Annotated in this window: 19 protein-coding genes; all 19 read left to right on the forward strand. The window is 38.3% G+C overall.

The features are described from left to right. Window positions 1-45: 45 nt before the first annotated feature. Window positions 46-1,806, forward strand: a complete 1,761-nt coding sequence (pyk, locus tag NSQ61_RS01225) for a pyruvate kinase (RefSeq protein WP_130156149.1) — start codon at window positions 46-48, stop codon at window positions 1,804-1,806. A gap of 136 nt (window positions 1,807-1,942) precedes the next feature. After that, entirely contained in the window at window positions 1,943-2,332 is a 390-nt protein-coding gene (locus NSQ61_RS01230) for an FxsA family protein (protein WP_340788129.1), read from the forward strand. Window positions 2,333-2,632: 300 nt separating this feature from the next. Next, a complete protein-coding gene (gene citZ / locus NSQ61_RS01235; RefSeq protein ID WP_063387400.1) occupies window positions 2,633-3,751 on the forward strand; it encodes a citrate synthase in 1,119 nt (372 codons plus the stop codon). Between the two features lie 96 nt (window positions 3,752-3,847). After that, the gene (gene icd / locus NSQ61_RS01240) at window positions 3,848-5,119 is read left to right on the forward strand and encodes an NADP-dependent isocitrate dehydrogenase (protein ID WP_327856517.1); all 1,272 of its coding nucleotides are present in this window, start codon (window positions 3,848-3,850) and stop codon (window positions 5,117-5,119) included. A gap of 95 nt (window positions 5,120-5,214) precedes the next feature. Further along, window positions 5,215-6,153, forward strand: coding sequence for a malate dehydrogenase (gene mdh, locus NSQ61_RS01245; RefSeq protein ID WP_063387488.1), 939 nt, complete (start codon window positions 5,215-5,217; stop codon window positions 6,151-6,153). Window positions 6,154-6,396: 243 nt separating this feature from the next. Continuing rightward, on the forward strand, window positions 6,397-7,119 hold the full coding sequence (locus NSQ61_RS01250) for a response regulator transcription factor (RefSeq protein ID WP_063387489.1): 723 nt from the start codon (window positions 6,397-6,399) through the stop codon (window positions 7,117-7,119). Further along, entirely contained in the window at window positions 7,112-8,869 is a 1,758-nt protein-coding gene (gene pnpS / locus NSQ61_RS01255) for a two-component system histidine kinase PnpS (protein ID WP_340805740.1), read from the forward strand. Before NSQ61_RS01250 ends, pnpS begins: the two co-directional genes overlap by 8 nt. A gap of 207 nt (window positions 8,870-9,076) precedes the next feature. Next, window positions 9,077-10,087, forward strand: a complete 1,011-nt coding sequence (gene hflK, locus NSQ61_RS01260) for an FtsH protease activity modulator HflK (protein ID WP_340805742.1) — start codon at window positions 9,077-9,079, stop codon at window positions 10,085-10,087. Next, window positions 10,074-10,988 (forward strand): protease modulator HflC, encoded by a 915-nt coding sequence (gene hflC, locus NSQ61_RS01265; RefSeq protein WP_340805744.1) that lies wholly within the window; start codon window positions 10,074-10,076, stop codon window positions 10,986-10,988. Before hflK ends, hflC begins: the two co-directional genes overlap by 14 nt. A gap of 89 nt (window positions 10,989-11,077) precedes the next feature. After that, window positions 11,078-13,708 carry a DNA polymerase I gene (gene polA / locus NSQ61_RS01270; protein WP_327856513.1) on the forward strand — a complete coding sequence of 877 codons (2,631 nt, stop codon included), beginning with the start codon at window positions 11,078-11,080 and terminating at the stop codon, window positions 13,706-13,708. Between the two features lie 62 nt (window positions 13,709-13,770). Further along, complete coding sequence (mutM, locus tag NSQ61_RS01275) at window positions 13,771-14,595, forward strand: DNA-formamidopyrimidine glycosylase (protein ID WP_063387407.1); 825 nt, start codon at window positions 13,771-13,773, stop codon at window positions 14,593-14,595. Window positions 14,596-14,687: 92 nt separating this feature from the next. Beyond that, on the forward strand, window positions 14,688-15,332 hold the full coding sequence (gene ytaF / locus NSQ61_RS01280) for a sporulation membrane protein YtaF (RefSeq protein ID WP_340805749.1): 645 nt from the start codon (window positions 14,688-14,690) through the stop codon (window positions 15,330-15,332). A 20-nt stretch (window positions 15,333-15,352) separates the two neighbouring features. Beyond that, a complete protein-coding gene (coaE, locus tag NSQ61_RS01285; RefSeq protein WP_094246326.1) occupies window positions 15,353-15,952 on the forward strand; it encodes a dephospho-CoA kinase in 600 nt (199 codons plus the stop codon). Between the two features lie 152 nt (window positions 15,953-16,104). Next, window positions 16,105-17,130 carry a glyceraldehyde-3-phosphate dehydrogenase gene (locus NSQ61_RS01290; RefSeq protein WP_063387490.1) on the forward strand — a complete coding sequence of 342 codons (1,026 nt, stop codon included), beginning with the start codon at window positions 16,105-16,107 and terminating at the stop codon, window positions 17,128-17,130. A gap of 261 nt (window positions 17,131-17,391) precedes the next feature. Further along, window positions 17,392-17,772 (forward strand): adenosylmethionine decarboxylase, encoded by a 381-nt coding sequence (gene speD, locus NSQ61_RS01295; protein WP_063387410.1) that lies wholly within the window; start codon window positions 17,392-17,394, stop codon window positions 17,770-17,772. Between the two features lie 430 nt (window positions 17,773-18,202). Further along, on the forward strand, window positions 18,203-18,664 hold the full coding sequence (gene nrdR / locus NSQ61_RS01300; RefSeq protein WP_063387411.1) for a transcriptional regulator NrdR: 462 nt from the start codon (window positions 18,203-18,205) through the stop codon (window positions 18,662-18,664). Between the two features lie 45 nt (window positions 18,665-18,709). Continuing rightward, window positions 18,710-20,104, forward strand: coding sequence for a replication initiation and membrane attachment family protein (locus NSQ61_RS01305; protein ID WP_340805752.1), 1,395 nt, complete (start codon window positions 18,710-18,712; stop codon window positions 20,102-20,104). A gap of 18 nt (window positions 20,105-20,122) precedes the next feature. After that, the gene (gene dnaI / locus NSQ61_RS01310; RefSeq protein ID WP_327862620.1) at window positions 20,123-21,058 is read left to right on the forward strand and encodes a primosomal protein DnaI; all 936 of its coding nucleotides are present in this window, start codon (window positions 20,123-20,125) and stop codon (window positions 21,056-21,058) included. 86 nt (window positions 21,059-21,144) lie between these two features. Beyond that, the gene (ytxC, locus tag NSQ61_RS01315; protein WP_063387414.1) at window positions 21,145-21,972 is read left to right on the forward strand and encodes a putative sporulation protein YtxC; all 828 of its coding nucleotides are present in this window, start codon (window positions 21,145-21,147) and stop codon (window positions 21,970-21,972) included. The last annotated feature ends 154 nt before the right edge of the window (window positions 21,973-22,126 follow it).

Here is a 22,126-nt window from a genome sequence, read left to right on the forward strand (position 1 = left end):
TGAACATGGGATCGTTTTCATAATGTTTAGGAGGTATGCCAATTTATGCGAAAAACGAAAATTGTTTGTACAATAGGTCCTGCAAGCGAGAGCATCGAAATGTTGGAAAAACTAATCAAGGCCGGCATGAATGTGGCACGGCTCAATTTTTCGCATGGAGATCATGAGGAGCATAAAGCGAGAATTCAAAACATTCGGGAGGCAGCGAAGCGCTTGGGCAAAAGTGTTGCAATATTATTGGACACAAAAGGCCCTGAGATTCGAACGCATACAATGGAAAACGGGGAGATACAATTAGAAGCAGGATCCCGCCTTCTTATTTCAATGGAAGAGGTTGTCGGCACGAAAGAAAAAATTTCGGTTACATATAAAGGATTAATCAATGATGTTTCCGTTGGTTCTAAAATATTGCTTGATGACGGATTAATTGGTTTAGAAGTTACAAAGATTGATAAAGAAAAACAGGAAATTGAAACGAAGGTATTAAACAGCGGAATTTTGAAAAATAAAAAAGGAGTCAATGTTCCTGGAGTTAGTGTCAATCTTCCTGGAATTACGGAGAAAGATGCAAAAGATATTTTGTTTGGCATTGAGCAGGGAGTCGATTTTATCGCTGCATCATTTGTTCGCCGCGCTTCCGATGTATTGGAAATTCGTCAACTGTTGGAGGAACACCAAGCTGACGATATTCAAATTATCCCGAAAATAGAAAATCAAGAAGGCGTTGACAATATTGATCAAATTTTGGAAGTTTCCGACGGGCTAATGGTTGCTCGAGGAGATTTAGGAGTAGAAATTCCCGCTGAAGATGTTCCGCTTGTCCAAAAGGAACTGATTCGCAAATGCAATCAATTAGGAAAACCTGTTATTACTGCTACTCAAATGCTTGATTCGATGCAGCGAAACCCAAGACCTACCCGGGCGGAAGCCAGCGATGTAGCAAACGCTATTTTTGATGGAACCGATGCAATTATGCTTTCAGGCGAGACAGCTGCCGGTTTATATCCGGTAGAAGCAGTGGAGACGATGCATAAAATTGCTTCCCGCGTTGAACAAGCTTTAGATTATCGCCAAGCCTTAACGAAACATACGAAAGTTGCTGATTCAACGATCACAAATGCAATTGGACAATCAGTAGCTTATACGGCGATAAATTTGGACGTTTCGGCCATTATCACGCCAACAGTCAGCGGCTATACGGCCAAAATGATTTCGAAATATCGGCCAAAAGCGCCGATTATTGCAGTAACATCCAGCAGTAAAGTATGCCGTAAGCTTGCCCTTGTATGGGGTGTGCATCCAACAATAGGACAAATTGCTACAACAACAGATGAAATGCTTGACATAGCTGTGCGTGAATCTATAAACACTGGAATTATTACACATGGAGATCGAGTGATTATTACAGCCGGAGTACCTGTAGGAGAAACAGGTTCCACAAATCTGATGAAAGTCCATGTTGTTGGCGATGTTTTAGGAAAAGGTCAAGGGATTGGACGAGCATCGGCGTTTGGAAAGGTTATCGTTGCAAAGAATAGTAAAGAAGCTGTTGAGAAAATGGTGAAAGGTTCAATTCTCGTTACGAATGGAACCGACAAAGACATGATGGAAGCGATTGAAAAAGCAGCTGCACTTGTTACGGAAGAAGGCGGCTTAACGTGCCATGCGGCCGTAGTCGGTTTGAGCCTTGGCATTCCAGTCATTGTCGGGGTAGAAAATGCAACAGAAATTTTGAAGGATGGTATGGAAGTCACTGTGGATGCAATACAAGGGATGATATATAAAGGACATGCGAGCGTTCTATAATTTTGATTGAAAGGAGAAGGATTTCAGTTCCTTCTCTTTTTTTGTATAGTAAAGATTAAGAAACGAGTATTTTACATCTCTCTTTTGTATAGTAAAGAGTAGGGAACGGGTATTTTATATATGGAGGAGATAGCATATGCGAGCATTATTGATTTTTTTTATTGTTGCACCGGCTTGTGAAATAGGGGTTTTGCTTTTATCTGGAAAGACGATCGGGGTGCTTCCGACTGTGCTATTGATTATCTTAACAGGCTTTGTTGGGGCTTATTTGGCGAAAAAACAAGGAATTCAGGCTGTGCGAAATCTTCAAAAGGAAATTCAATATGGGCGCATTCCAAGCAATGCCATTTTGGATGCAATGGCTATTTTAGTCGGAGGAATCATGCTATTGACGCCGGGATTTATTTCGGATATCGTCGGTTTGTTTCTTTTATTTCCAATCACAAGAAATTGGGTAAAGCCTTTTCTTATTCAATTCATAAAAAAATGGATTGATAAACATACGATCCATATTATTCGGCCATAATTCAATAAAAGATTTATTATGCTGAAATAAGTAATTCTTATTCAATTCTATAAGATTTTTTTATTAAAAAAAAGAATTCCGTAAAAAATATCTTATTTATCTGATTCACAAAAGTCTGATAATTGTTTATAATAGAGGTGTATTTTTTAATTCATATGTTTGGTGATCATTTCACTGATAAAAAATATTTCACAAAAGAAATGAAAGCATTTTCTTTTTGTGAAAAAATGAAAGTTTTATGAATTTTGTTTATTTCTATTTGAATTGCAGTTGAAAATTTTATGTAAAGGGGAGATAGCCATGACAGCAACGCGTGGACTAGAGGGCGTGGTAGCCACAACTTCATCAATAAGTTCTATTATTGATGATACATTGACATATGTTGGTTACAATATTGACGATTTAGCTCAAAACGCAAGCTTTGAAGAAGTTGTTTACCTGCTTTGGCATCGAAAGCTTCCGAATAAGGAGCAATTAGAGGAATTAAGAAAGCAGCTTGCTGAGAATGCGTCGATACCGAATGAAATATTAGAACATTTTAAAACTTATCCGATTGATAAAGTACATCCGATGGCAGCTTTGAGAACAGCTGTATCTTTGCTTGGATTGTATGACGAAGAAGCGGACAACATGTCTGATGAGGCAAATTATCGAAAAGCAATTCGATTGCAGGCGAAAATTTCTACAATTGTCGCTGCTTTTGCCCGCATCCGCAAAGGATTGGAGCCTGTTCAACCGAGAACAGATTTAGGCTTTGCCGCTAATTTCTTATATATGTTAAAAGGTGAAGAACCTGATCAAACTTCCATTGAAGCCTTCAACAAAGCGCTCGTCCTTCATGCAGACCATGAATTGAATGCTTCGACATTTACTGCAAGAGTATGTGTGGCAACGCTTTCGGACATTTATTCCGGAATTACTGCGGCAATTGGAGCATTGAAAGGACCGTTGCATGGCGGTGCGAACGAACGCGTTATGCGAATGTTAACAGAAATTGGTGAACCTGAAAATGTAGAATCTTACATTCGCGAAAAATTAGCAAACAAAGAAAAAATTATGGGATTTGGTCATCGAGTTTATCGCAAAGGGGATCCTCGTGCCAAACATTTAAAAGAAATGTCCCGCAGACTAACAGAAATCACCGGTGAAACGAAATGGTATGAAATGTCAACTAAAATTGAGGAAATCGTAACATCTGAAAAATCTTTACCGCCGAATGTTGATTTTTATTCAGCGTCTGTATACCATTGCTTAGGTATTGATCATGATTTATTTACGCCGATTTTTGCAATAAGCCGCACATCTGGATGGTTAGCCCATATTTTAGAGCAATATGAAAACAATCGATTGATTCGTCCTCGTGCGGAATATACAGGACCAGAAAAACAAGTATTTATCCCTATCGAAAAGCGCAGCTAACAGGTAAAATAGAAAAGGGATTCCTTTTTCTTCCCTGTTAAGCATGGCCATGCTTTTATACACAAATAGAGAATACATATTTAGGAGGTAATGATTGTGGCAGAAGGTCAAAAAATTACAATGACAAATGGTACTTTAAACGTTCCAAATGATCCTATAATTCCGTTTATTGAAGGAGACGGCACTGGTCCTGATATTTGGAGAGCTGCGTCAAAAGTGCTGGAAGCAGCTGTAGAAAAAGCATACAATGGCGAAAAGAAAATCGTTTGGAAAGAAGTGCTTGCTGGTGAAAAAGCTTTTAAAGAGACTGGGGAATGGCTTCCTCAAGAAACGCTTGATGTGATACGCGAGTATATGATTGCGATCAAAGGTCCGTTAACAACTCCTGTAGGTGGAGGAATCCGTTCTTTAAACGTTGCTCTTCGCCAAGAGCTGGATTTATTTGTGTGCTTAAGACCTGTCCGTTATTTCAATGGAGTTCCTTCCCCTGTAAAACGTCCTCAAGATACAGACATGGTAATTTTCCGTGAAAATACCGAAGACATCTATGCCGGCATAGAGTATGCAAAAGGGACAGAAGAAGTAAAAAAAGTCATTGAATTTTTACAAAAAGAGCTGGGAGTAAACAAAATCCGTTTCCCTGAAACGTCCGGAATCGGCATTAAGCCTATTTCTGAAGAAGGAACGAAACGGCTTGTCCGTGCGGCCATTAACTATGCAATTGAACACGGAAGAAAATCTGTCACCCTTGTTCATAAAGGGAACATTATGAAATTTACAGAAGGCGCGTTTAAAAATTGGGGATATGAATTGGCTGAGCAAGAGTTTGGCGATAAAGTATTCACATGGGCTGAGTATGACCGCATTGTTGAAAAAGAAGGAAAAGAAGCGGCTAACAAAGCGCAAGAAGAAGCAGAAAAAGCTGGAAAAATTATTATTAAAGATGCAATTGCAGATATTTTCCTACAGCAAATTCTTACTCGTCCGCGCGAGTTTGATGTAGTAGCAACGATGAATTTAAATGGAGACTACATTTCGGATGCTTTGGCTGCACAAGTAGGCGGAATCGGTATTGCTCCAGGAGCAAACATTAACTACGAGACAGGGCATGCGATTTTTGAAGCAACACACGGTACAGCACCAAAATACGCCGGACTTGATAAAGTGAATCCATCTTCCGTAATTCTTTCTGGAGTGCTTATGCTCGAACATTTAGGCTGGAAAGAAGCAGCTGATTTAATCATTCAAGCAATGGAAAAAACGATCGCTTCAAAAGTTGTCACCTATGACTTTGCACGCCTCATGGACGGAGCTACGGAAGTAAAATGCTCTGAATTCGGCAATGAATTGATTAAAAACATGGATTAAACAAGGAACTGAGAGCTGCTTCTTTACGAAGTAGCTCTCCATTTAGATTCATTTTTGAAAAATCACTTACATAAAAGAGAGGATGGATGCTTGAAATGGCGATTAAAAGAAAGAAAATTTCTGTCATTGGTGCTGGATTTACTGGTGCGACAACAGCTTTTTTGCTGGCAAAAAAAGAGCTGGGAGATGTTGTGCTCGTTGACATTCCGCAAGCAGAGAATCCGACAAAAGGGAAAGCGTTGGACATGCTTGAATCAAGCCCTGTTCTTGGATTTGATGCGAACATTATCGGAACATCAAACTATGAGGAAACGGCTGATTCCGATATTGTTGTGATCACGGCAGGAATTGCAAGAAAACCTGGAATGAGTCGAGACGATTTAGTGCAGACCAACCAAAAAGTAATGAAAAGCGTCACAAAAGAAGTTGTAAAATATTCCCCAAATTCCATTATCATTGTGCTGACAAATCCAGTTGATGCAATGACTTACACTGTTTATAAAGAATCCGGATTTCCAAAACACCGCGTCATCGGTCAATCTGGAGTTTTAGATACCGCAAGATTCCGCACATTTGTTGCTCAAGAATTGAATTTATCAGTCAAAGACATTACAGGATTTGTGTTAGGCGGCCACGGAGATGACATGGTGCCATTAGTTCGCTATTCATACGCAGGGGGCATTCCGTTAGAAAAATTAATTCCGAAAGAGCGCTTGGATGCGATTGTTGAAAGAACAAGAAAAGGCGGGGGAGAAATTGTTAACCTGCTTGGAAACGGAAGCGCATACTACGCACCTGCCGCATCTCTTGTAGAAATGGTGGAAGCGATTGTTAAAGATCAGCGCCGCGTATTGCCTGCCATTGCATATTTAGAAGGAGAATACGGTTTTGAAGGTATTTATTTAGGCGTTCCAACAATTCTTGGAGGCAATGGCTTAGAGCAAATTATTGAGCTTGAACTGACGGATGAAGAAAAAGCAGCTTTGGAAAAATCTGCAGAATCTGTAAGAAATGTTATGAAAGCATTAATATAGTGCACGATAGAAAAAGGAGGACATGTTATGTTCCTCCTTTTTCTTATAAAAGAAAAAAGAAAGTTTGCACAGAAAATTCGTCCGCTTTTTCAATTTCTGCTTCAAAACCGCTCCATCATGTTTCTATCAATTCTTTAAAATCTTCTGAAAGCAGCTTTTCTTGTATTGGTTCTTTCTGCTTCGTGGACTATAATAATAATAAAGAATAATAAGAACAGTAGGAGAAAATTATTGGAGGATTTTATGAGTAAAAAAATATTAGTAGTGGATGATGAACAATCGATTGTCACTCTTCTTCAGTATAATCTTGAACAAGCAGGCTATGAAGTCATTACTGCTCAGGATGGAAGCGAAGGATTTGAAAAAGCAATTACAGATGCGCCGGATTTAATTGTGCTTGATTTAATGCTCCCGAGTATAGACGGTATGGAAATTTGTAAACAGCTTAGACAGCGCAAAGTGATGACGCCCATTTTAATGCTTACGGCAAAAGATGATGAATTTGATAAGGTGCTTGGGCTTGAGCTAGGGGCGGACGATTACATGACAAAACCGTTCAGTCCAAGAGAAATTATCGCTCGGGTAAAAGCAATCCTGCGGCGTGTCAGATCAGAAGATGCTCACATGCATGTAAAAAAAGAAGCGGAAGAAAACAACATTATTATCGGTGATTTAAAAATTATGCCTGAACGATATGAAGCTTATTTTGAACAAGAAAGACTTGACTTTACACCGAAAGAGTTTGAACTGCTTCTTTATCTTGCGAAACATAAAGGCCGAGTTTTGACAAGGGATCAGTTATTAAGCGCTGTTTGGAATTATGATTTTGCCGGTGATACAAGAATAGTGGATGTTCATATCAGCCATTTAAGAGAAAAAATTGAACGGAATACGAAAAAGCCTGAATATATTAAAACGATCAGAGGTCTAGGCTACAAACTGGAGGATCCAAAGCTAAATGAGTAAGTTCCGTTCAAAACTGCTTCTTGCGTTTACAGCATTAATTATTACTGTTCTGCTTGGTTTTGGATTTATTTTAGGACAATTATTTCAATCGTTTTACTTCATCAATTATGAGAAGCAATTTAAAAAAGAAGCCGAGTTGATCAAGCTGGTCATTGAGAATGAAAAGATAGGTTCTACCGAAATGAAGCATAAAATGGAGGAAATGAGCGAAAAGTTAAACTCACTCCTTCTTTTTATGGATATGGACGGAAACATCGTTTTTAAAACAGGTCCTAGCTTTCATCAAAGCGACGAAAGATTATCAGAACTGATCTTGACCAACCACCGAAATGCAAAGGAAGGATTTCGCCTAGATCTCGATCAAGCTGATTTGTTATTTTACGGTATTCCCATCTTTCAACAAGATGAACGAAAGGGATTTTTAGTTTTCGGGACTTCCATCAAATATTTCGAAGCAATGAATAAAGAAATTTGGTTTTTCATTATAGGGAGTCTTATTGCGGCACTAACGATCATTTTAATTTTTGGCACCCGCATTATGAAGCAGTATACGAAACCGATCGAATCGGCGACAGAAGTGGCGATGGAGCTTGCAAAAGGAAATTACAAAGCGAGAACATATGAAAATACATCAGGCGACGAAACGAGTATGTTGAGCAAATCCATCAACATTTTGGCACGCAACCTCCAAGACATGACAAGAACCCAGGAATTGCACCAGGAAAGGCTGCAAACATTGATTGAAAACATGGGAAGCGGTCTTATTTTCATTGATGAACGTGGCTATATTAGCCTTATGAATAAAGCGTTTAAAGAAATTTTTCAAATTAATCAAGAGGATTATTTATATAAATCTTACCAAGAAGCGATCGCATATAAAGAAATTATTCAAATGGTCGAAGAAATTTTTTTGACGGAATCAAATATAAGAAAGCATATTATGCTTCCTGTTAACATCGAAAGAAAGCATTTTGAAGTTTACGGTGCTCCGATCATTGGAAAAAGCGAAGTATGGAAAGGCGTCGTTCTTGTTTTTCACGATATTACCGAATTGAAAAAGCTTGAACAAATACGAAAAGATTTTGTAGCAAATGTATCTCATGAATTAAAAACACCGATCACCTCCATCAAAGGGTTTTCTGAAACATTGTTGGATGGCGCCATGAAAGATGAACAAACATTGCATTTTTTTTTATCCATCATTTTAAAAGAAAGCGAACGAATGCAATCTTTAATTCAAGATTTATTAGATTTATCAAAAATCGAGCAGCAGGGCTTTCAGCTGGAGCTTAGAAAATGCAATGTAAACGAGTTTTTAAAAGAAATTCATCATTTGCTAGATAGAAAAGCGAAAGAAAAAAATATTGATTTTATATTGGATGTTCCAGACGAGCCTGTTTTTATTGAAGGCGATCCTCATCGGCTAAAGCAAATTTTTATAAACTTAGCCAGCAACGGAATTATGTATACGCCAGCTGGCGGAAAAGTGACCCTTTCTGTTAAGGCTGGACATGATGATGTAGCCATTTCTGTTCAAGACACCGGAATTGGAATTAGAGAAGAGGAAATTCCTAGAATTTTTGAGCGTTTTTATAGAGTTGATAAAGCTAGAAGCAGAAACTCAGGTGGAACTGGTTTAGGGCTTGCGATCGTAAAACATTTAGTAGAAGCACACCAAGCAAATTTGACAGTCAAAAGCACCGTTGGTGTTGGAACGACTTTTACTGTGACTTTTCAAAGATACAATTAATAGTTTAACATAAGATTTACATCCAATTTATGCTAAGTTAACATTTGATTGCTAAAATGTCATTCGAAAACCCCTTCATCCAAGGAGCCCATTTGCAGATGGAAACAATTACGTTTCCGTCTTTTTTTTATGGCTGCGTTTTTTAAATGAAACAAAATCGTACTTTTTTCGTATGAAATAATAAATAGACAGAGATGGGGGGATATAATGGTAAGCATAAGAAGATTATTAACAATTATTGGATTTATTTTTCTGATCAGCATTCTCGGTCTTGTTGCGATTACTTCCTGGTATACTGTAGACGAGTCGGAACAAGCGGTTATTACTACATTTGGAAAAGTGGAAGAGGGTATAACTGAGCCTGGGCTTCATTTTAAATGGCCATGGCCGATTCAATCGGTAAAAAAACTATCCAAAGAAACATTCAGTTTACAATTTGGATATAAAGAGAAAGATGGAAAAGTTGAGTCTTTTCCAAAGGAAACAAAAATGATTACAGGCGATGAAAACATTGTGTTAGCAGATATGGTCGTTCAATGGAAAATAACGAATCCGGCAAAATATTTGTTCAATGCTGAAAATCCAAAGGAAATTTTGCGGGATGCAACATCTGCTTCGTTAAGAAGCATTATTGGAAGCACAAAAATTGACAATGCTTTAACGAGCGGAAAAGTGGAAATTGAAGCTCAAGTGCAAGAATTATTAAGCTCGTTGATGAAAAAGTATGATATTGGCATTTCAATCATTGCGGTCAAATTGCAGGATGTTGATTTGCCGAACGAAGAAGTTCGAAAGGCGTTTACAAACGTTACGGATGCAAGAGAAATGATGAATACGAAAATAAACGAAGCCAATAAATACAGGAATAAACGAACAAAAGAGGCAGAAGGTGAGCGCGATGCAATCATCTCCAAAGCTGAAGGGGACAGAGCGTCCAGAATTGAACAAGCGAAAGGGGAAGTCGCACTATTTAATTCTTTATACAATGAATACAAAGATTCAAAAGAAATCACAGAAAAACGTCTAATTTTAGAAACGATAGACAGCGTGCTGCCAAATGCGCAAATTTACATTATGAAGGATGATGGAAATACAATGAAGTATTTTCCTGTTCAGCCTATGCAGCAAGTGCTGCCTAATGATCAGCAAAGTCAGCAAAAAGCTGATCAATCGAGTGAGAACACGCAAAAAAGAGGTGAAAACAATGGACAAGATTGAAAAGAAAATTAATTTTGAATGGAAGAAATACATACGCCTAGGGTCTGTTATAGCCGGTTTATTTGCGTGTTTGCTACTATTATTCAGCAACGTTTTTGTTGTGAAAGAAAATGAATATAAAGTCGTTCGCCAATTTGGCGAAGTTGTAAAAATTATAGAGAAGCCCGGCCTCCATTTAAAAATTCCTTTCATACAAACAGTTGAAAGTCTTCCAAAGCATCAATTAACGTATGATGTGGAGGAAGCGGAAATCAATACAAAGGATAAAAAACGAATATTAATTGACAACTATGCGGTTTGGAGAATCGAAGATCCGAAAGAAATGATCGCCAATGCAAGAACGGTTGTCAATGCAGAGGCAAAAATGTCGGAATTTATCTTTTCCACTGTGAGATCGGAGCTTGGAAAACTGAATTATGATGAAATTATTAATGATGAAAAGTCTTCCCGCGGGAGCCTCAATGACAAAATCACAAATATTGTTAATAACCTGCTTGAACAAAATCATTTCGGCATTAAGGTGGTTGATGTAAGAATTAAACGGACGGATTTGCCGGAAGCAAATGAAAAATCGGTATTTACTAGGATGATATCAGAGCGGGAATCAAAAGCCCAAGAATATTTATCGATGGGGGATGCAGAGAAAAATCGAATTGTTGCTGAAACGGACAGACAAGTAAAAGAAATGCTGGCAAAAGCTGAAGCTCAAGCTGAAACCATCCGCGGTCATGGAGAGGCGGAGGCGGCGAAGCTCTATAACCAGGCTTATTCAAAAGATCCTAAATTTTATGAATTATATAGAACACTTCAATCCTACAAGAAAACAATCGACGGTGAAACAGTCATCGTTCTCCCTTTCGATTCTCCATACGCCAAAATATTAATGGGAGAAACAGAATAAAATCAATAAGCCATGTTTTTTCTTCTGCTGAAAGTAATGGTAGAATAGAAGGAAGGCATGGCTTTTTTAGTTGAAGGAGGCTAGTAGTAGTGACAAAGAAGCTAGTTTTAATTGATGGAAACAGTATTGCTTACAGAGCGTTTTTCGCTTTGCCGCTTTTAAATAATGATAAGGGGATTTATACGAATGCAATTTACGGCTTTACAAATATGCTGTTAAAAGTACTGGAGGAAGAAAAACCGACACATATTCTTGTTGCATTTGATGCAGGGAAAACAACGTTCCGGCATAAAACTTTTAAAGAATATAAAGGAACTCGGCAAAAAACCCCTCCTGAATTGTCGGAGCAGCTACCATTTATACGGGATTTGCTTGATGCCTACAAAATTACAACATATGAACTCGAAAATTATGAGGCTGATGATATTATTGGAACAGTTGCGAGACAAGCTGAGAAGCAAGATTTTGAAGTGAAAATTATTTCCGGAGATAAGGATTTAACACAGCTGGCAACTGAAAAAACGACCGTTTCCATTACGAAAAAAGGAATTACGGATGTTGAACCGCACACGCCCGAATCGATTCAAGAGAAGTATGGGCTAAGCCCGGCACAAATTATTGATTTGAAAGGATTGATGGGCGATCAATCAGATAATATCCCAGGTGTGCCCGGCGTTGGAGAGAAAACCGCGATTAAATTGCTGAAACAGTTTGAGACAGTCGAAAATATTTTAAATTCAATTGAAGAAGTAAATGGAAAAAAATTAAAGGAAAACTTACAAAACTATAAAGAGCAAGCATTAATGAGCAAACAGCTTGCGACAATTCATTGTGAAGCTCCTGTCGAAATAAAAATTCAAGACCTTGAGTATAAAGGCTATGACAAAGAAAAAGTAGTGAAAATTTTTAAGGAACTAGGCTTCCAATCGCTCCTAGACAAAATGGGAGAGCATGAGAATGAAGAAGCGGATGAAATGCCGACGATTAAGTTCGAAAAAGTTGAAAAGCTGTCAGACAAGGTTTTATCAGAGAAGGCAGCTCTTTTAGTGGAAATCATTGATGAAAATTATCATACTGGAGAAATCATCGGGTTTTCTATCGCAAACGAAAATGGATGTTTTTATATTCCAGCCGAAATTGCGCTACATTCAAAAGAGTTCATAGAATGGGTGAAGGACGAAACAAAGCGGAAAGTGGTGTATGATGCGAAAAAATCAATTGTGGCGCTGCGCTGGCGAAACATTGATTTAGCAGGTATTGAGTTTGATGTTCTCATTGCCGCATACATTTTAAACCCGTCTGAAACGATTGACGACATAGCCGAGCTTGCCAAGACAAAAAATAAACATTTAGTTCAAAAGGATGAAGTGATTTACGGAAAAGGCGCTAAACGTCATATCCCTGATGAAAACATTTTAGGCGAACATCTTGCCAGAAAAGCGTTAGCCATTTATGAGCTGGAAGAATTATTAATACAAGAATTAGAAGAAAATGAACAATTTCATTTATTCAGCGAATTGGAGCTTCCGCTGTCAGCCATTTTATCTGACATGGAAACAACAGGAGTAAAGATAGACGTCAACCGTCTGAAAGAAATGGGAAAAGAGCTTGATGAACAGCTGAAGCAATTAGAAAAGGATATTCATCGTCTAGCTGGAGTGTCATTTAACATTAATTCTCCGAAGCAGCTTGGGCCGATTTTATTTGAAAAGCTCAATTTACCGGTTTTGAAAAAGACCAAAACGGGGTATTCGACCTCTGCGGACGTTTTAGAAAAATTGAGAGGACAGCACGAAATTGTGGAGAAAATTTTGCATTACCGGCAGCTCGGAAAGCTTCAATCAACGTATATTGAAGGGCTGCTGAAGGTTGTCCATCGTGATACGCATAAAATCCACACCCGATTTAATCAAGCATTAACGCAAACCGGAAGATTAAGCTCCACAGACCCGAATTTGCAAAACATTCCGATTCGCCTTGAGGAAGGCCGCAAAATTCGTCAAGCATTTATCCCTTCTGAAAAAGATTGGGTCATTTTTGCTGCGGACTATTCCCAGATTGAACTGCGAGTGCTTGCGCATATATCTGGAGATGAAAAATTGATTGAAGCGTTTCAACAAGATCTTGATATTCATACAAAAACGGCGATCGATGTGTTCCATGTCGAAGAAGATAAAGTGACCTCCAACATGAGAAGACAGGCAAAAGCAGTTAATTTCGGGATTGTTTACGGAATCAGCGATTACGGATTGTCGCAAAACTTAGGAATTACCCGAAAAGAAGCTGGTGAATTTATTAAAAAATATTTTGAAATTTATAAAGGCGTTAAAGAATATATGGATGGCATAGTCCAAGAGGCGAAGCAAAAAGGCTATGTAACGACACTAATGCAGCGTCGGAGATATATTCCGGAAATTACGAGCAGAAATTTCAATATCAGAAGCTTTGCCGAGCGAACAGCCATGAATACTCCGATTCAAGGAAGTGCAGCGGATATTATCAAAAAAGCGATGATCGATATGGCGCAAGAAATTGAAAAACGAAATTTGCAAACGAGGCTGCTGCTTCAAGTTCATGACGAATTGGTGTTTGAAGCGCCAAAGGATGAAATTGAAATTTTAGAAAAGCTTGTTCCGGAAGTAATGGAAAATGCCATTCAGCTAAAAGTGCCGTTAAAGGTTGATTATTCTTACGGTTCTACGTGGTATGAAGCGAAATAATTTGAAAAGGCGGAAAGGGAAGCTCCCCCGCCTTTTTCGAGTGGAGATAAGGGGTGAACATAATGCCTGAGCTTCCTGAAGTAGAAACGATTCGAAAAACATTAAGGGAGCTTGTCATAGGAAAAGTCATCGATGAAGTTATCGTATCATGGCCGAAAATCATCAAACGTCCCGAAGACGCAGAGCAGTTTTGCCGCGTTTTGAAAGGGGAAACAATCAATGAAATCGGAAGAAGAGGGAAATTTTTGAAATTTTATTTAGATCGATATGTTCTTGTATCACATTTACGAATGGAAGGAAGATATGGACTGTATCCAAAAATAAAGCCCATTGAACCTCACACACATGTCATTTTTCGCTTTCAAGATGAAACGGAATTAAGATATCGGGATGTTCGCAAATTTGGCACTATGCATCTGTATCAAAAGGGCGAGGAGGAGAAGCATCCTCCTTTGTCCCAGTTAGGGATGGAGCCTTTTTCGGAACAATTTACTGCTGAAAGACTTATGAGCAAGCTTCAGTCTACCTCTAGAAACATCAAGACGGTTTTGCTTGACCAAAAAATAGTGGCGGGATTAGGAAACATTTACGTTGATGAAGTATTGTTTCGATCAGGCATTCATCCGGAGCGGCTGGCAAAAGATTTGACAGCGGAAAAAGTGAAAATATTGCATCGGGAAATTATTCAAACGCTGAAGGAAGCAGTTGAAAAAGGAGGAAGTACTGTCCGATCCTACGTCAATTCACAAGGGCAAATCGGGATGTTTCAACTGGACTTATTTGTCTATGCAAGAGAAAAAGAACAATGTAAAATTTGCGGAAGCCCTATCCAAAAAATAAAAATTGGGGGAAGAGGCACACATTTTTGTTCATCTTGCCAAGTGTAGAAAGATTTATGCCACCTTCTGAAGCGAACACATTTTAGGCGGTTTTCATATTACTATGTTAGCAATAAAAGGAAAGAAGGGGCATTTGATAAATGACGGAAATCGGATCGGTTTTTATATTGGCGTTGGCAGTCAGTCTTGATAGTTTTTCTGTTGGCTTAGCGTTCGGTTTGCGTAAAGTAAAAATTCCAATTAAATCGATTATCACTATTTCATGCTGTTCGGCGATTGTGTTGCTCGCTGCGATGATGGCCGGACAAATAGCTCAAAGTGTTCTTCCTCCCTATTTTACGGATAGGCTTGGCGGAGCTATTTTCATTTTGCTTGGCATGTTTGTGTTATATTCCTTTTTCCGCAACAATGAATCAGAGGATGAGAAAGATGAGGAAAAGAGTGAAAAAACGATTTTAAATATGGAATTAAAATCGTTAGGCATTGTCATTCATATATTGAAAAAGCCTGCTGCAGTTGATATGGATCGATCTGGCGAGATTACAGGCGTGGAAGCTTTGCTGCTTGGAATCGCTCTTTCGCTCGATTCATTCGGAGCAGGAATCGGTGCGGCTTTAGCAGGATATGAACCTTTTTTAACAGCTATTTTCGTCACTTGTATGAGCACGATGTTTGTTTATATTGGAATGAAATCCGGCCGATTTGCTTCATCCTATTCGTTTTTTGAAAAGTTTTCATTTATCCCGGGTTTATTATTAATAATGATCGGTGTTTGGGCCATGTAAGGATAAAGGAGAATGATGATATGACAATGATTATTGGATTAACTGGAGGCATAGCAAGCGGAAAAAGCACTGTGTCTGAAATGCTTAAAAAAAGAGGCATTCCAGTTATTGACGCAGATCTAATTGCAAGAGAAGTGGTAGAAGTCGGCAAAAAAGCATATACAGAGATCGTAAATGCTTTCGGAAAGGAAATATTAAACGAAGACTTAACGATCAACCGAGCTCGATTAGGCTCCATTGTATTTCAAAACGAAGATAAGCGGGAGAAGCTAAACAGTATTGTACATCCTGAGGTCAGGCTGGAAATGAAAAGGCGACAGGAACAATTGATCTCAGAAGGTGCGAAAGCAGTAGTTCTCGATATTCCCCTTCTATTTGAAAGCAATTTGAAGCATTTAGTGGATAAAGTGATTGTTGTTTATACGGAAGAAAAAAATCAACTGGAACGATTAATGAAAAGGAATAATTTTTCGAAGGAAGAAGCTTTATCACGCATCAATGCACAAATGCCTTTGAAAGAAAAAGTAAAATTTGCCGATGCAGTAATCAACAATGATGGAACATTAGAAGAAACGGAACAGCAATTGGAAAACATTCTCATGAATTGGGGAATTGGTTAATCCGCTCGTGAATAGAGCGGTTTTTTTTATTTTTAGTATATATTTTTTAAGAAACGATTAAAATAATTGTTTCGTTATTTTATAAATATGATATACTAATTAACAGAATAGGAGATAAAAAGTGTAACATAATTCCGGAAGGGGATATTCACATGAGTGCTAAGGTTGCCATTAACGGTTTCGGCCGAATTGGCCGAATGGTATTCAGAAAAGCAATTTTAGAAGGAGATTTGAATATCGTAGCAATCAATGCAAGCTATCCAGCAGAAACATTGGCTCATTTAATTAAATACGATACAAACCATGGGAAATTTGAAGGAGAAGTCATTCCAAAAGAAGATCATTTAATTGTAAATGGCCATAAAGTGCTTCTTTTGAACAATCGAAATCCTATTGAACTTCCCTGGAAAGATCTAGATGTGGACATAGTGATTGAAGCGACAGGAAAATTCAACTCCCGTGAAAAAGCGATGATGCATGTTGAGGCAGGGGCGAAGAAAGTTATTTTAACAGCACCTGGAAAAAATGAAGATGTAACGATTGTTATCGGTGTAAACGAAGAACAATATGATCCTGACAACCATGTCATTATTTCGAATGCTTCTTGCACAACAAACTGTCTAGCGCCTGTTGCAAAAGTTCTTGATGAACAGTTTGGCATTGAATATGGTTTAATGACTACTGTCCACGCATATACGAACGATCAAAGAAATATTGATAATCCGCATAAAGATTTAAGAAGAGCGCGAGCGTGCGCCCAATCAATCATTCCGACAACTACCGGTGCAGCAAAAGCGATCGGCTTAGTTTTACCACAATTAAAAGGAAAATTGCACGGTCTTGCATTAAGAGTGCCTACACCAAACGTCTCCCTCGTAGACTTTGTTGTAGATCTAAAACGCGATGTGACCGTTGAAGAGGTAAATGAAGCGTTTATCCAAGCTTCTCAAGGAAAGCTGAAGGGGATATTAGATTTTTCTTCAGAACCGCTCGTATCAGTTGACTACAACACAAACCCGCACTCTGCTATTGTCGACGGTTTAACGACAATGGTTATGGGAACAAGAAAGGTAAAAGTGCTTGCATGGTATGATAATGAATGGGGCTACTCTTGCCGCGTTGTGGATTTAGCAAAACTTGTAGCAAGCAAATTGAATAAATTGGCCGCAGCTGTATAAAATGATGGGAGGGTTGATCTTTACAAAGATTGACCCTCTTCTTCTTTTTGTTTGGATACTTTTTTTAGCGCAAAATTTTTGACAAAGTATGTTGCAAAAACAAATCAAACCATATATACTATTTTTCGTGAACTTCTTAAACGCAAGGTAATGTGGCTACTTAAAGGGTTAGGACCTCTTTGGACTAACTTTCCCCCGTGGTAGTTAAACATACCAGAGTGCGAAGAATTCATAAAAATTTATAAAGGGGGATCCATGGCTATGGAAACAATGGGACGTCACGTTATCTCTGAGCTGTGGGGATGCGACTTTGATAAGTTGAATGACTTGGAATTTATTGAAAAAACGTTTGTAAATGCAGCATTAAAATCAGGTGCTGAAATCCGGGAGGTTGCGTTTCATAAGTTTGCGCCTCAAGGTGTAAGCGGAGTTGTGATCATTTCAGAGTCACACCTAACAATTCATAGTTTTCCAGAGCATGGATATGCTAGCATTGATGTGTACACTTGCGGTGATTTAAATCCAAATATTGCAGCGGATTACATTTCTGAAGCTTTAGGTGCTCAAACGCGCGAAAATATTGAAATTCCTCGCGGTATGGGTCCTGTTCAAATCAAACAGGGGCAAGCAAAAGCACTTTAAAGTGAAAACAGAATAAAATTTGAATGGAAATGCAAAGAGGTGTCAGCTTTTTACTGCACCTCTTTTTATATTATAATAAAGAATAATATTTCATATTGAATGGTATTTAGAGGCATCTTATTTGCGGCCTCAAAGGATCGAGTTATTCTACCCCCTGCAAAGCCGTTATGAAAAAGAGGCTTTGATGTTTTTAAAATCATTCATTGTAGTGATGCAAAAATAAAAAAGCTTTTATTGGCATGGCTGCCATCACTGTTTGGCGGTTCGAACATCATTTGATTGGACCGGACTGACAGAAATCCATTTCATTCAGTCGAATTTTCTATAACAAAAATACAAGAGCTTGAAAGTTTCTTGTCTGATCCAATGCTATTTAATAAGATGTAGGTAGAGCTTTTTTGATTTAGTTAAAAAGATTGGAGCTGGTGATATGAAATGCCCTTCCTGCCACCATTTTGGAACACGTGTTTTAGATTCGCGTCCAGTCGATGAAGGGAGATCAATTCGGAGGCGAAGGGAATGTGAGGAATGTCAATATCGGTTCACAACGTTTGAAAAAGTGGAAGAAATTCCGCTCATCGTTGTGAAAAAGGAAGGAACACGTGAAGAGTTCAGCAGGGAAAAAGTTTTGCGCGGAATGATTAAAGCTTGTGAGAAAAGACCGGTTTCTTTGAAAAAATTGGAAGATGCTGCGCATGATATTGAAAAAGAACTAAGAAATCTAGGTACATCGGAAATATCAAGCGAAACGATCGGCGAAATGGTGATGGACAGACTAGCCGAAATTGATGAAGTCGCATACGTTCGATTTGCTTCTGTTTACAGGCAATTTAAAGATATAAATGTCTTTATTGAGGAATTGAAAGAACTGATCAAAAAAGAACGTTCATAAAGAGCTGCGAGATTATGACATGCTATTTGGGAAGGTTTTGAAAAAATGATTGGACATCATCACTGGAAAGAGCTGCTGCCTGTTGATCGCTACGTTGTGAAATGTACGAGCAGTTTGATTCATGAATTTGACCGAAAAGTTCTTACATTACTGTACCAGCCTTTAATCGGGCCAAGAACGTTAAACTTATACATGACGCTTTGGAGCGAACTTGAACAAAACCGTCTTTGGGGGACGGAATCGACCCACCATTTTTTAATGGCAGTTACTCAATCCCCATTAAATGAAATTTATCATGACCGTTTGAAATTAGAAGGAATAGGTCTTTTAAAAACATACCTTGTCGATGAAAGCGAACCGAAAAAATATATTTATGAACTTCAACGACCTCTTTCCCCCAAACAATTTTTTTATGATGGAATGTTGAACATATATTTATATAACAGAGTTGGAAAAACGGTGTACCAAAGATTGAAAAGCTATTTTTCCGATAAATCGGTTGATAGCAACGCCAAAGATGTGACAAGATCATTTCATGAAGTATACCAATCGATCCACCCATCTGAGCTTTCAGCCAATATTGCAATGGAACCTGAGGAAAACGATCAGGAGCTTTTTGATCATGCGCCTGGAGAACCGATTTCGATTCAAAACCAGTCCTTTGATTTTCAATTGTTTTATGCCGGTTTATCAGAGCATATTGTGCCCAAAAAAGCGATCACGCCTGCGGTTAAGGAAGCTGTTGAGAAATTAGCATATGTTTATGGAATTGATCCAATTGAAATGAAAAATCTGGTCATCCGTTCTTTGGATCATGATGAGCAAATTAATTTAGACGAGCTGCGAAAATGGGCGAGGGATTGGTATAAGCTGAATCACGGCAACCGTCTTCCAGAGCTTGTTGATAGGCTTCAGCCTTTGAATCAGCGGGTGAAAGACGAAGAAATTGAACAGTCAAAAGATAAGGAATTAATTCGACAGCTTGAATCCATCTCTCCAAGACAGTTTCTAAAAGATATTTCAGGCGGTATTGAACCGTCCGCAGCGGATTTGAAAATTATTGAAGATGTCATGTTTCAGCAAAAGCTGCTTCCCGGAGTTGTCAACGTTTTAATTTATTATGTCCTGCTAAAAACAAATATGAGATTGTCAAGAGCGTATGTTGAGAAAATTGCCAGCCACTGGGCTCGATTAGGAATTAAAACTGTGAAGGATGCAGTGGATGTGGCGAAAAAAGAACATAAGAAATATTTAACTTGGGCGGAAACAAAGGATAAGAAGACTGACAGCAAAAAAATCGTTCGAAAAGAAAAACTCCCTTCATGGCTTTTGGAAAACGAAAATCAACAGGTAGAAAACATCGATCCGGAAGCGTTTGAAAAAGAAAAACAAAAGCTGCAGGAGCGGATTAAAAAATATAAAAATAAACAGAAGGACTAGGCGAAAGGAGGGAGGAAGATGGAATCCCTGCAAAATCATTTAAAACAATTCATGAACAGCAAAGGGTTTCGGGAAACGTATTTGAACTTGAAACAGCAAATAAAATCGGACAAAGATGTCAGGTTATTTTTAGAAAAGCATAAAGATCAAATCGATGAAAATATGATTGACCGCAGTTTAGGCAAACTGTATGAATTTGTAACGCAGAGCAAGTTTTGCCGTGAATGCCGAAATTTAGATGAGTGCAAAAATATTTTAAAAGGATATCACCCTACATTAATTATTGAAAGAAAAACAATCGACCTGAAATATGATAAATGCCCGAGAAAAGAAGCATATGATGCTCGAAAAAAACAAGAATCGCTCATTAAATGCATGTATGTACCAAAGGAAATCCTCAATGCACACCTAGAGGATATTGATTTAAACGAACCAAACCGTCTAAAGGCAGTGTCTCTCGTGCAAGATTTTGTTGAGCAATACGGTCAAAATGATCGGTTAAAAGGATTGTATTTATACGGTTCCTTCGGCGTGGGAAAGACATTTATTCTTGGAGCGATCGCGAATGAGCTGGCGGAAAAAGGCGTTCCTTCCATGCTTGTATATGTTCCGGAGTTTGTCAGGGAGTTAAAAAGCGCTCTTCAAGATCATTCACTGAATGAAAAGATTGATGCGGTTAAAAAAATTCCGGTATTAATGCTTGATGATATTGGTGCTGAATCGATGTCGAGCTGGATGAGAGACGACATTTTAGGCTCGATTCTCCAATTCCGCATGCTTGAAAATTTACCGACCTTTTTTACATCCAACTTTAATTTTAGCGAATTGGAACACCACCTGACTTATTCACAAAAAGGCGAAATAGAACAGCTAAAGGCAAAAAGAATTATGGAAAGGATTCGTTTTTTGGCCATTCCCGTGGAATTGAAAGGAAAAAATCGCAGACAAGAATAACCGCTGGACAGCAAACACTTCTAAATAATGCCATCCCCCCATATATATAGAAACAGGACTTGCTATATAAAGGGGGGGATCTTTTTTTGCTGGAAATAACTTTTCAAACGGAAAAAGAAGCTTCTTATCTGCATCAATTGCTTAATACAGAGAAGGAAAACTTTGATTTCCAAGCAGCCTTGCTGAACGGCACAGTATTAACATGTGAAACAGATGATTGGGAAACATTTATATCTGATGTGCTCGTACCATCATTTGTTGATTTTTTTCTAAATGTGAAAGAGCCCCGTCTCCTTCTTTTTATAATTGAAAAACAATTTTATTTTGAGGATGAAGATGAAAAACAGCAAATTTTACATATTGCTCAATCGATCTTGGAAGGAGAGCGGGCGGAAATTCCAATGATCAAACATTTTGAGCCGAGAGAAAACTTAATTATTTCTGCTTTAACGAATTTCCTTCGGCCAAACCAATCTTTTTCTATAGAATCATTTATTCAATTCCGCTTGTCTGATTATTTATCAAGACTTTCGGAATATGTCGGTCTCTCCATTGAAGAGTATAAAATGGAGCAGGAATACCAAAATTTTATTCAAAGCTTGCGGGAATATGTTCTCAATAAAAAACCGAAATTATCAACGATTCATATTTTGCATGATACTTCCTTTCAAGTGTTTAATGAAAAGTTCATCGAAATAAAAGAGCTGGAATTAAAAAAGTGGATTGATCGGGAATTTATTTATCGCCACCCGATGTATATTGATTCCCATTTGCTGGCCCCGCTTGTATCCATTGCTCCTTTAGAAATTTATATATACTCCGATCAACAGGAGGAAGCAATGATTCAAACGATCCAAAACATCTTTCAGGAACGGGTTCGATTTTTTTCAAGGGCTAGCTTTCAAAAACGATAAGTTTCTTTCAGTACTCCTTGATTTTTGGTGGCGAATCAGTCTATAATACGGTTGAAATCATTCATCACGAAAAGGTTATGATGAGGACACGGGAGTATTATCACAGTTCAAAGAGAGGGAAGGCACAGGCTGAAACCTTCCTAACTCGTGTAAT

The sequence above is a fragment of the Aeribacillus sp. FSL K6-1121 genome (genome assembly GCF_038003725.1).
In the GTDB taxonomy this organism is placed as follows: domain Bacteria; phylum Bacillota; class Bacilli; order Bacillales; family Aeribacillaceae; genus Aeribacillus; species Aeribacillus composti.

What these genes read in the sequence shown, in the direction of transcription:
- NSQ61_RS01305 (WP_340805752.1), top strand. Translation starts at nt 18,710, where the DNA reads ATGATTGGACATCATCACTGGAAAGAGCTGCTGCCTGTTGATCGCTAC.
- nrdR (WP_063387411.1), top strand. Translation starts at nt 18,203, where the DNA reads ATGAAATGCCCTTCCTGCCACCATTTTGGAACACGTGTTTTAGATTCG.
- dnaI (WP_327862620.1), top strand. Translation starts at nt 20,123, where the DNA reads ATGGAATCCCTGCAAAATCATTTAAAACAATTCATGAACAGCAAAGGG.
- NSQ61_RS01250 (WP_063387489.1), top strand. Translation starts at nt 6,397, where the DNA reads ATGAGTAAAAAAATATTAGTAGTGGATGATGAACAATCGATTGTCACT.
- ytaF (WP_340805749.1), top strand. Translation starts at nt 14,688, where the DNA reads ATGACGGAAATCGGATCGGTTTTTATATTGGCGTTGGCAGTCAGTCTT.
- pyk (WP_130156149.1), top strand. Translation starts at nt 46, where the DNA reads ATGCGAAAAACGAAAATTGTTTGTACAATAGGTCCTGCAAGCGAGAGC.
- NSQ61_RS01230 (WP_340788129.1), top strand. Translation starts at nt 1,943, where the DNA reads ATGCGAGCATTATTGATTTTTTTTATTGTTGCACCGGCTTGTGAAATA.
- NSQ61_RS01290 (WP_063387490.1), top strand. Translation starts at nt 16,105, where the DNA reads ATGAGTGCTAAGGTTGCCATTAACGGTTTCGGCCGAATTGGCCGAATG.
- mutM (WP_063387407.1), top strand. Translation starts at nt 13,771, where the DNA reads ATGCCTGAGCTTCCTGAAGTAGAAACGATTCGAAAAACATTAAGGGAG.
- pnpS (WP_340805740.1), top strand. Translation starts at nt 7,112, where the DNA reads ATGAGTAAGTTCCGTTCAAAACTGCTTCTTGCGTTTACAGCATTAATT.
- coaE (WP_094246326.1), top strand. Translation starts at nt 15,353, where the DNA reads ATGACAATGATTATTGGATTAACTGGAGGCATAGCAAGCGGAAAAAGC.
- mdh (WP_063387488.1), top strand. Translation starts at nt 5,215, where the DNA reads ATGGCGATTAAAAGAAAGAAAATTTCTGTCATTGGTGCTGGATTTACT.
- hflK (WP_340805742.1), top strand. Translation starts at nt 9,077, where the DNA reads ATGGTAAGCATAAGAAGATTATTAACAATTATTGGATTTATTTTTCTG.
- hflC (WP_340805744.1), top strand. Translation starts at nt 10,074, where the DNA reads ATGGACAAGATTGAAAAGAAAATTAATTTTGAATGGAAGAAATACATA.
- speD (WP_063387410.1), top strand. Translation starts at nt 17,392, where the DNA reads ATGGAAACAATGGGACGTCACGTTATCTCTGAGCTGTGGGGATGCGAC.
- citZ (WP_063387400.1), top strand. Translation starts at nt 2,633, where the DNA reads ATGACAGCAACGCGTGGACTAGAGGGCGTGGTAGCCACAACTTCATCA.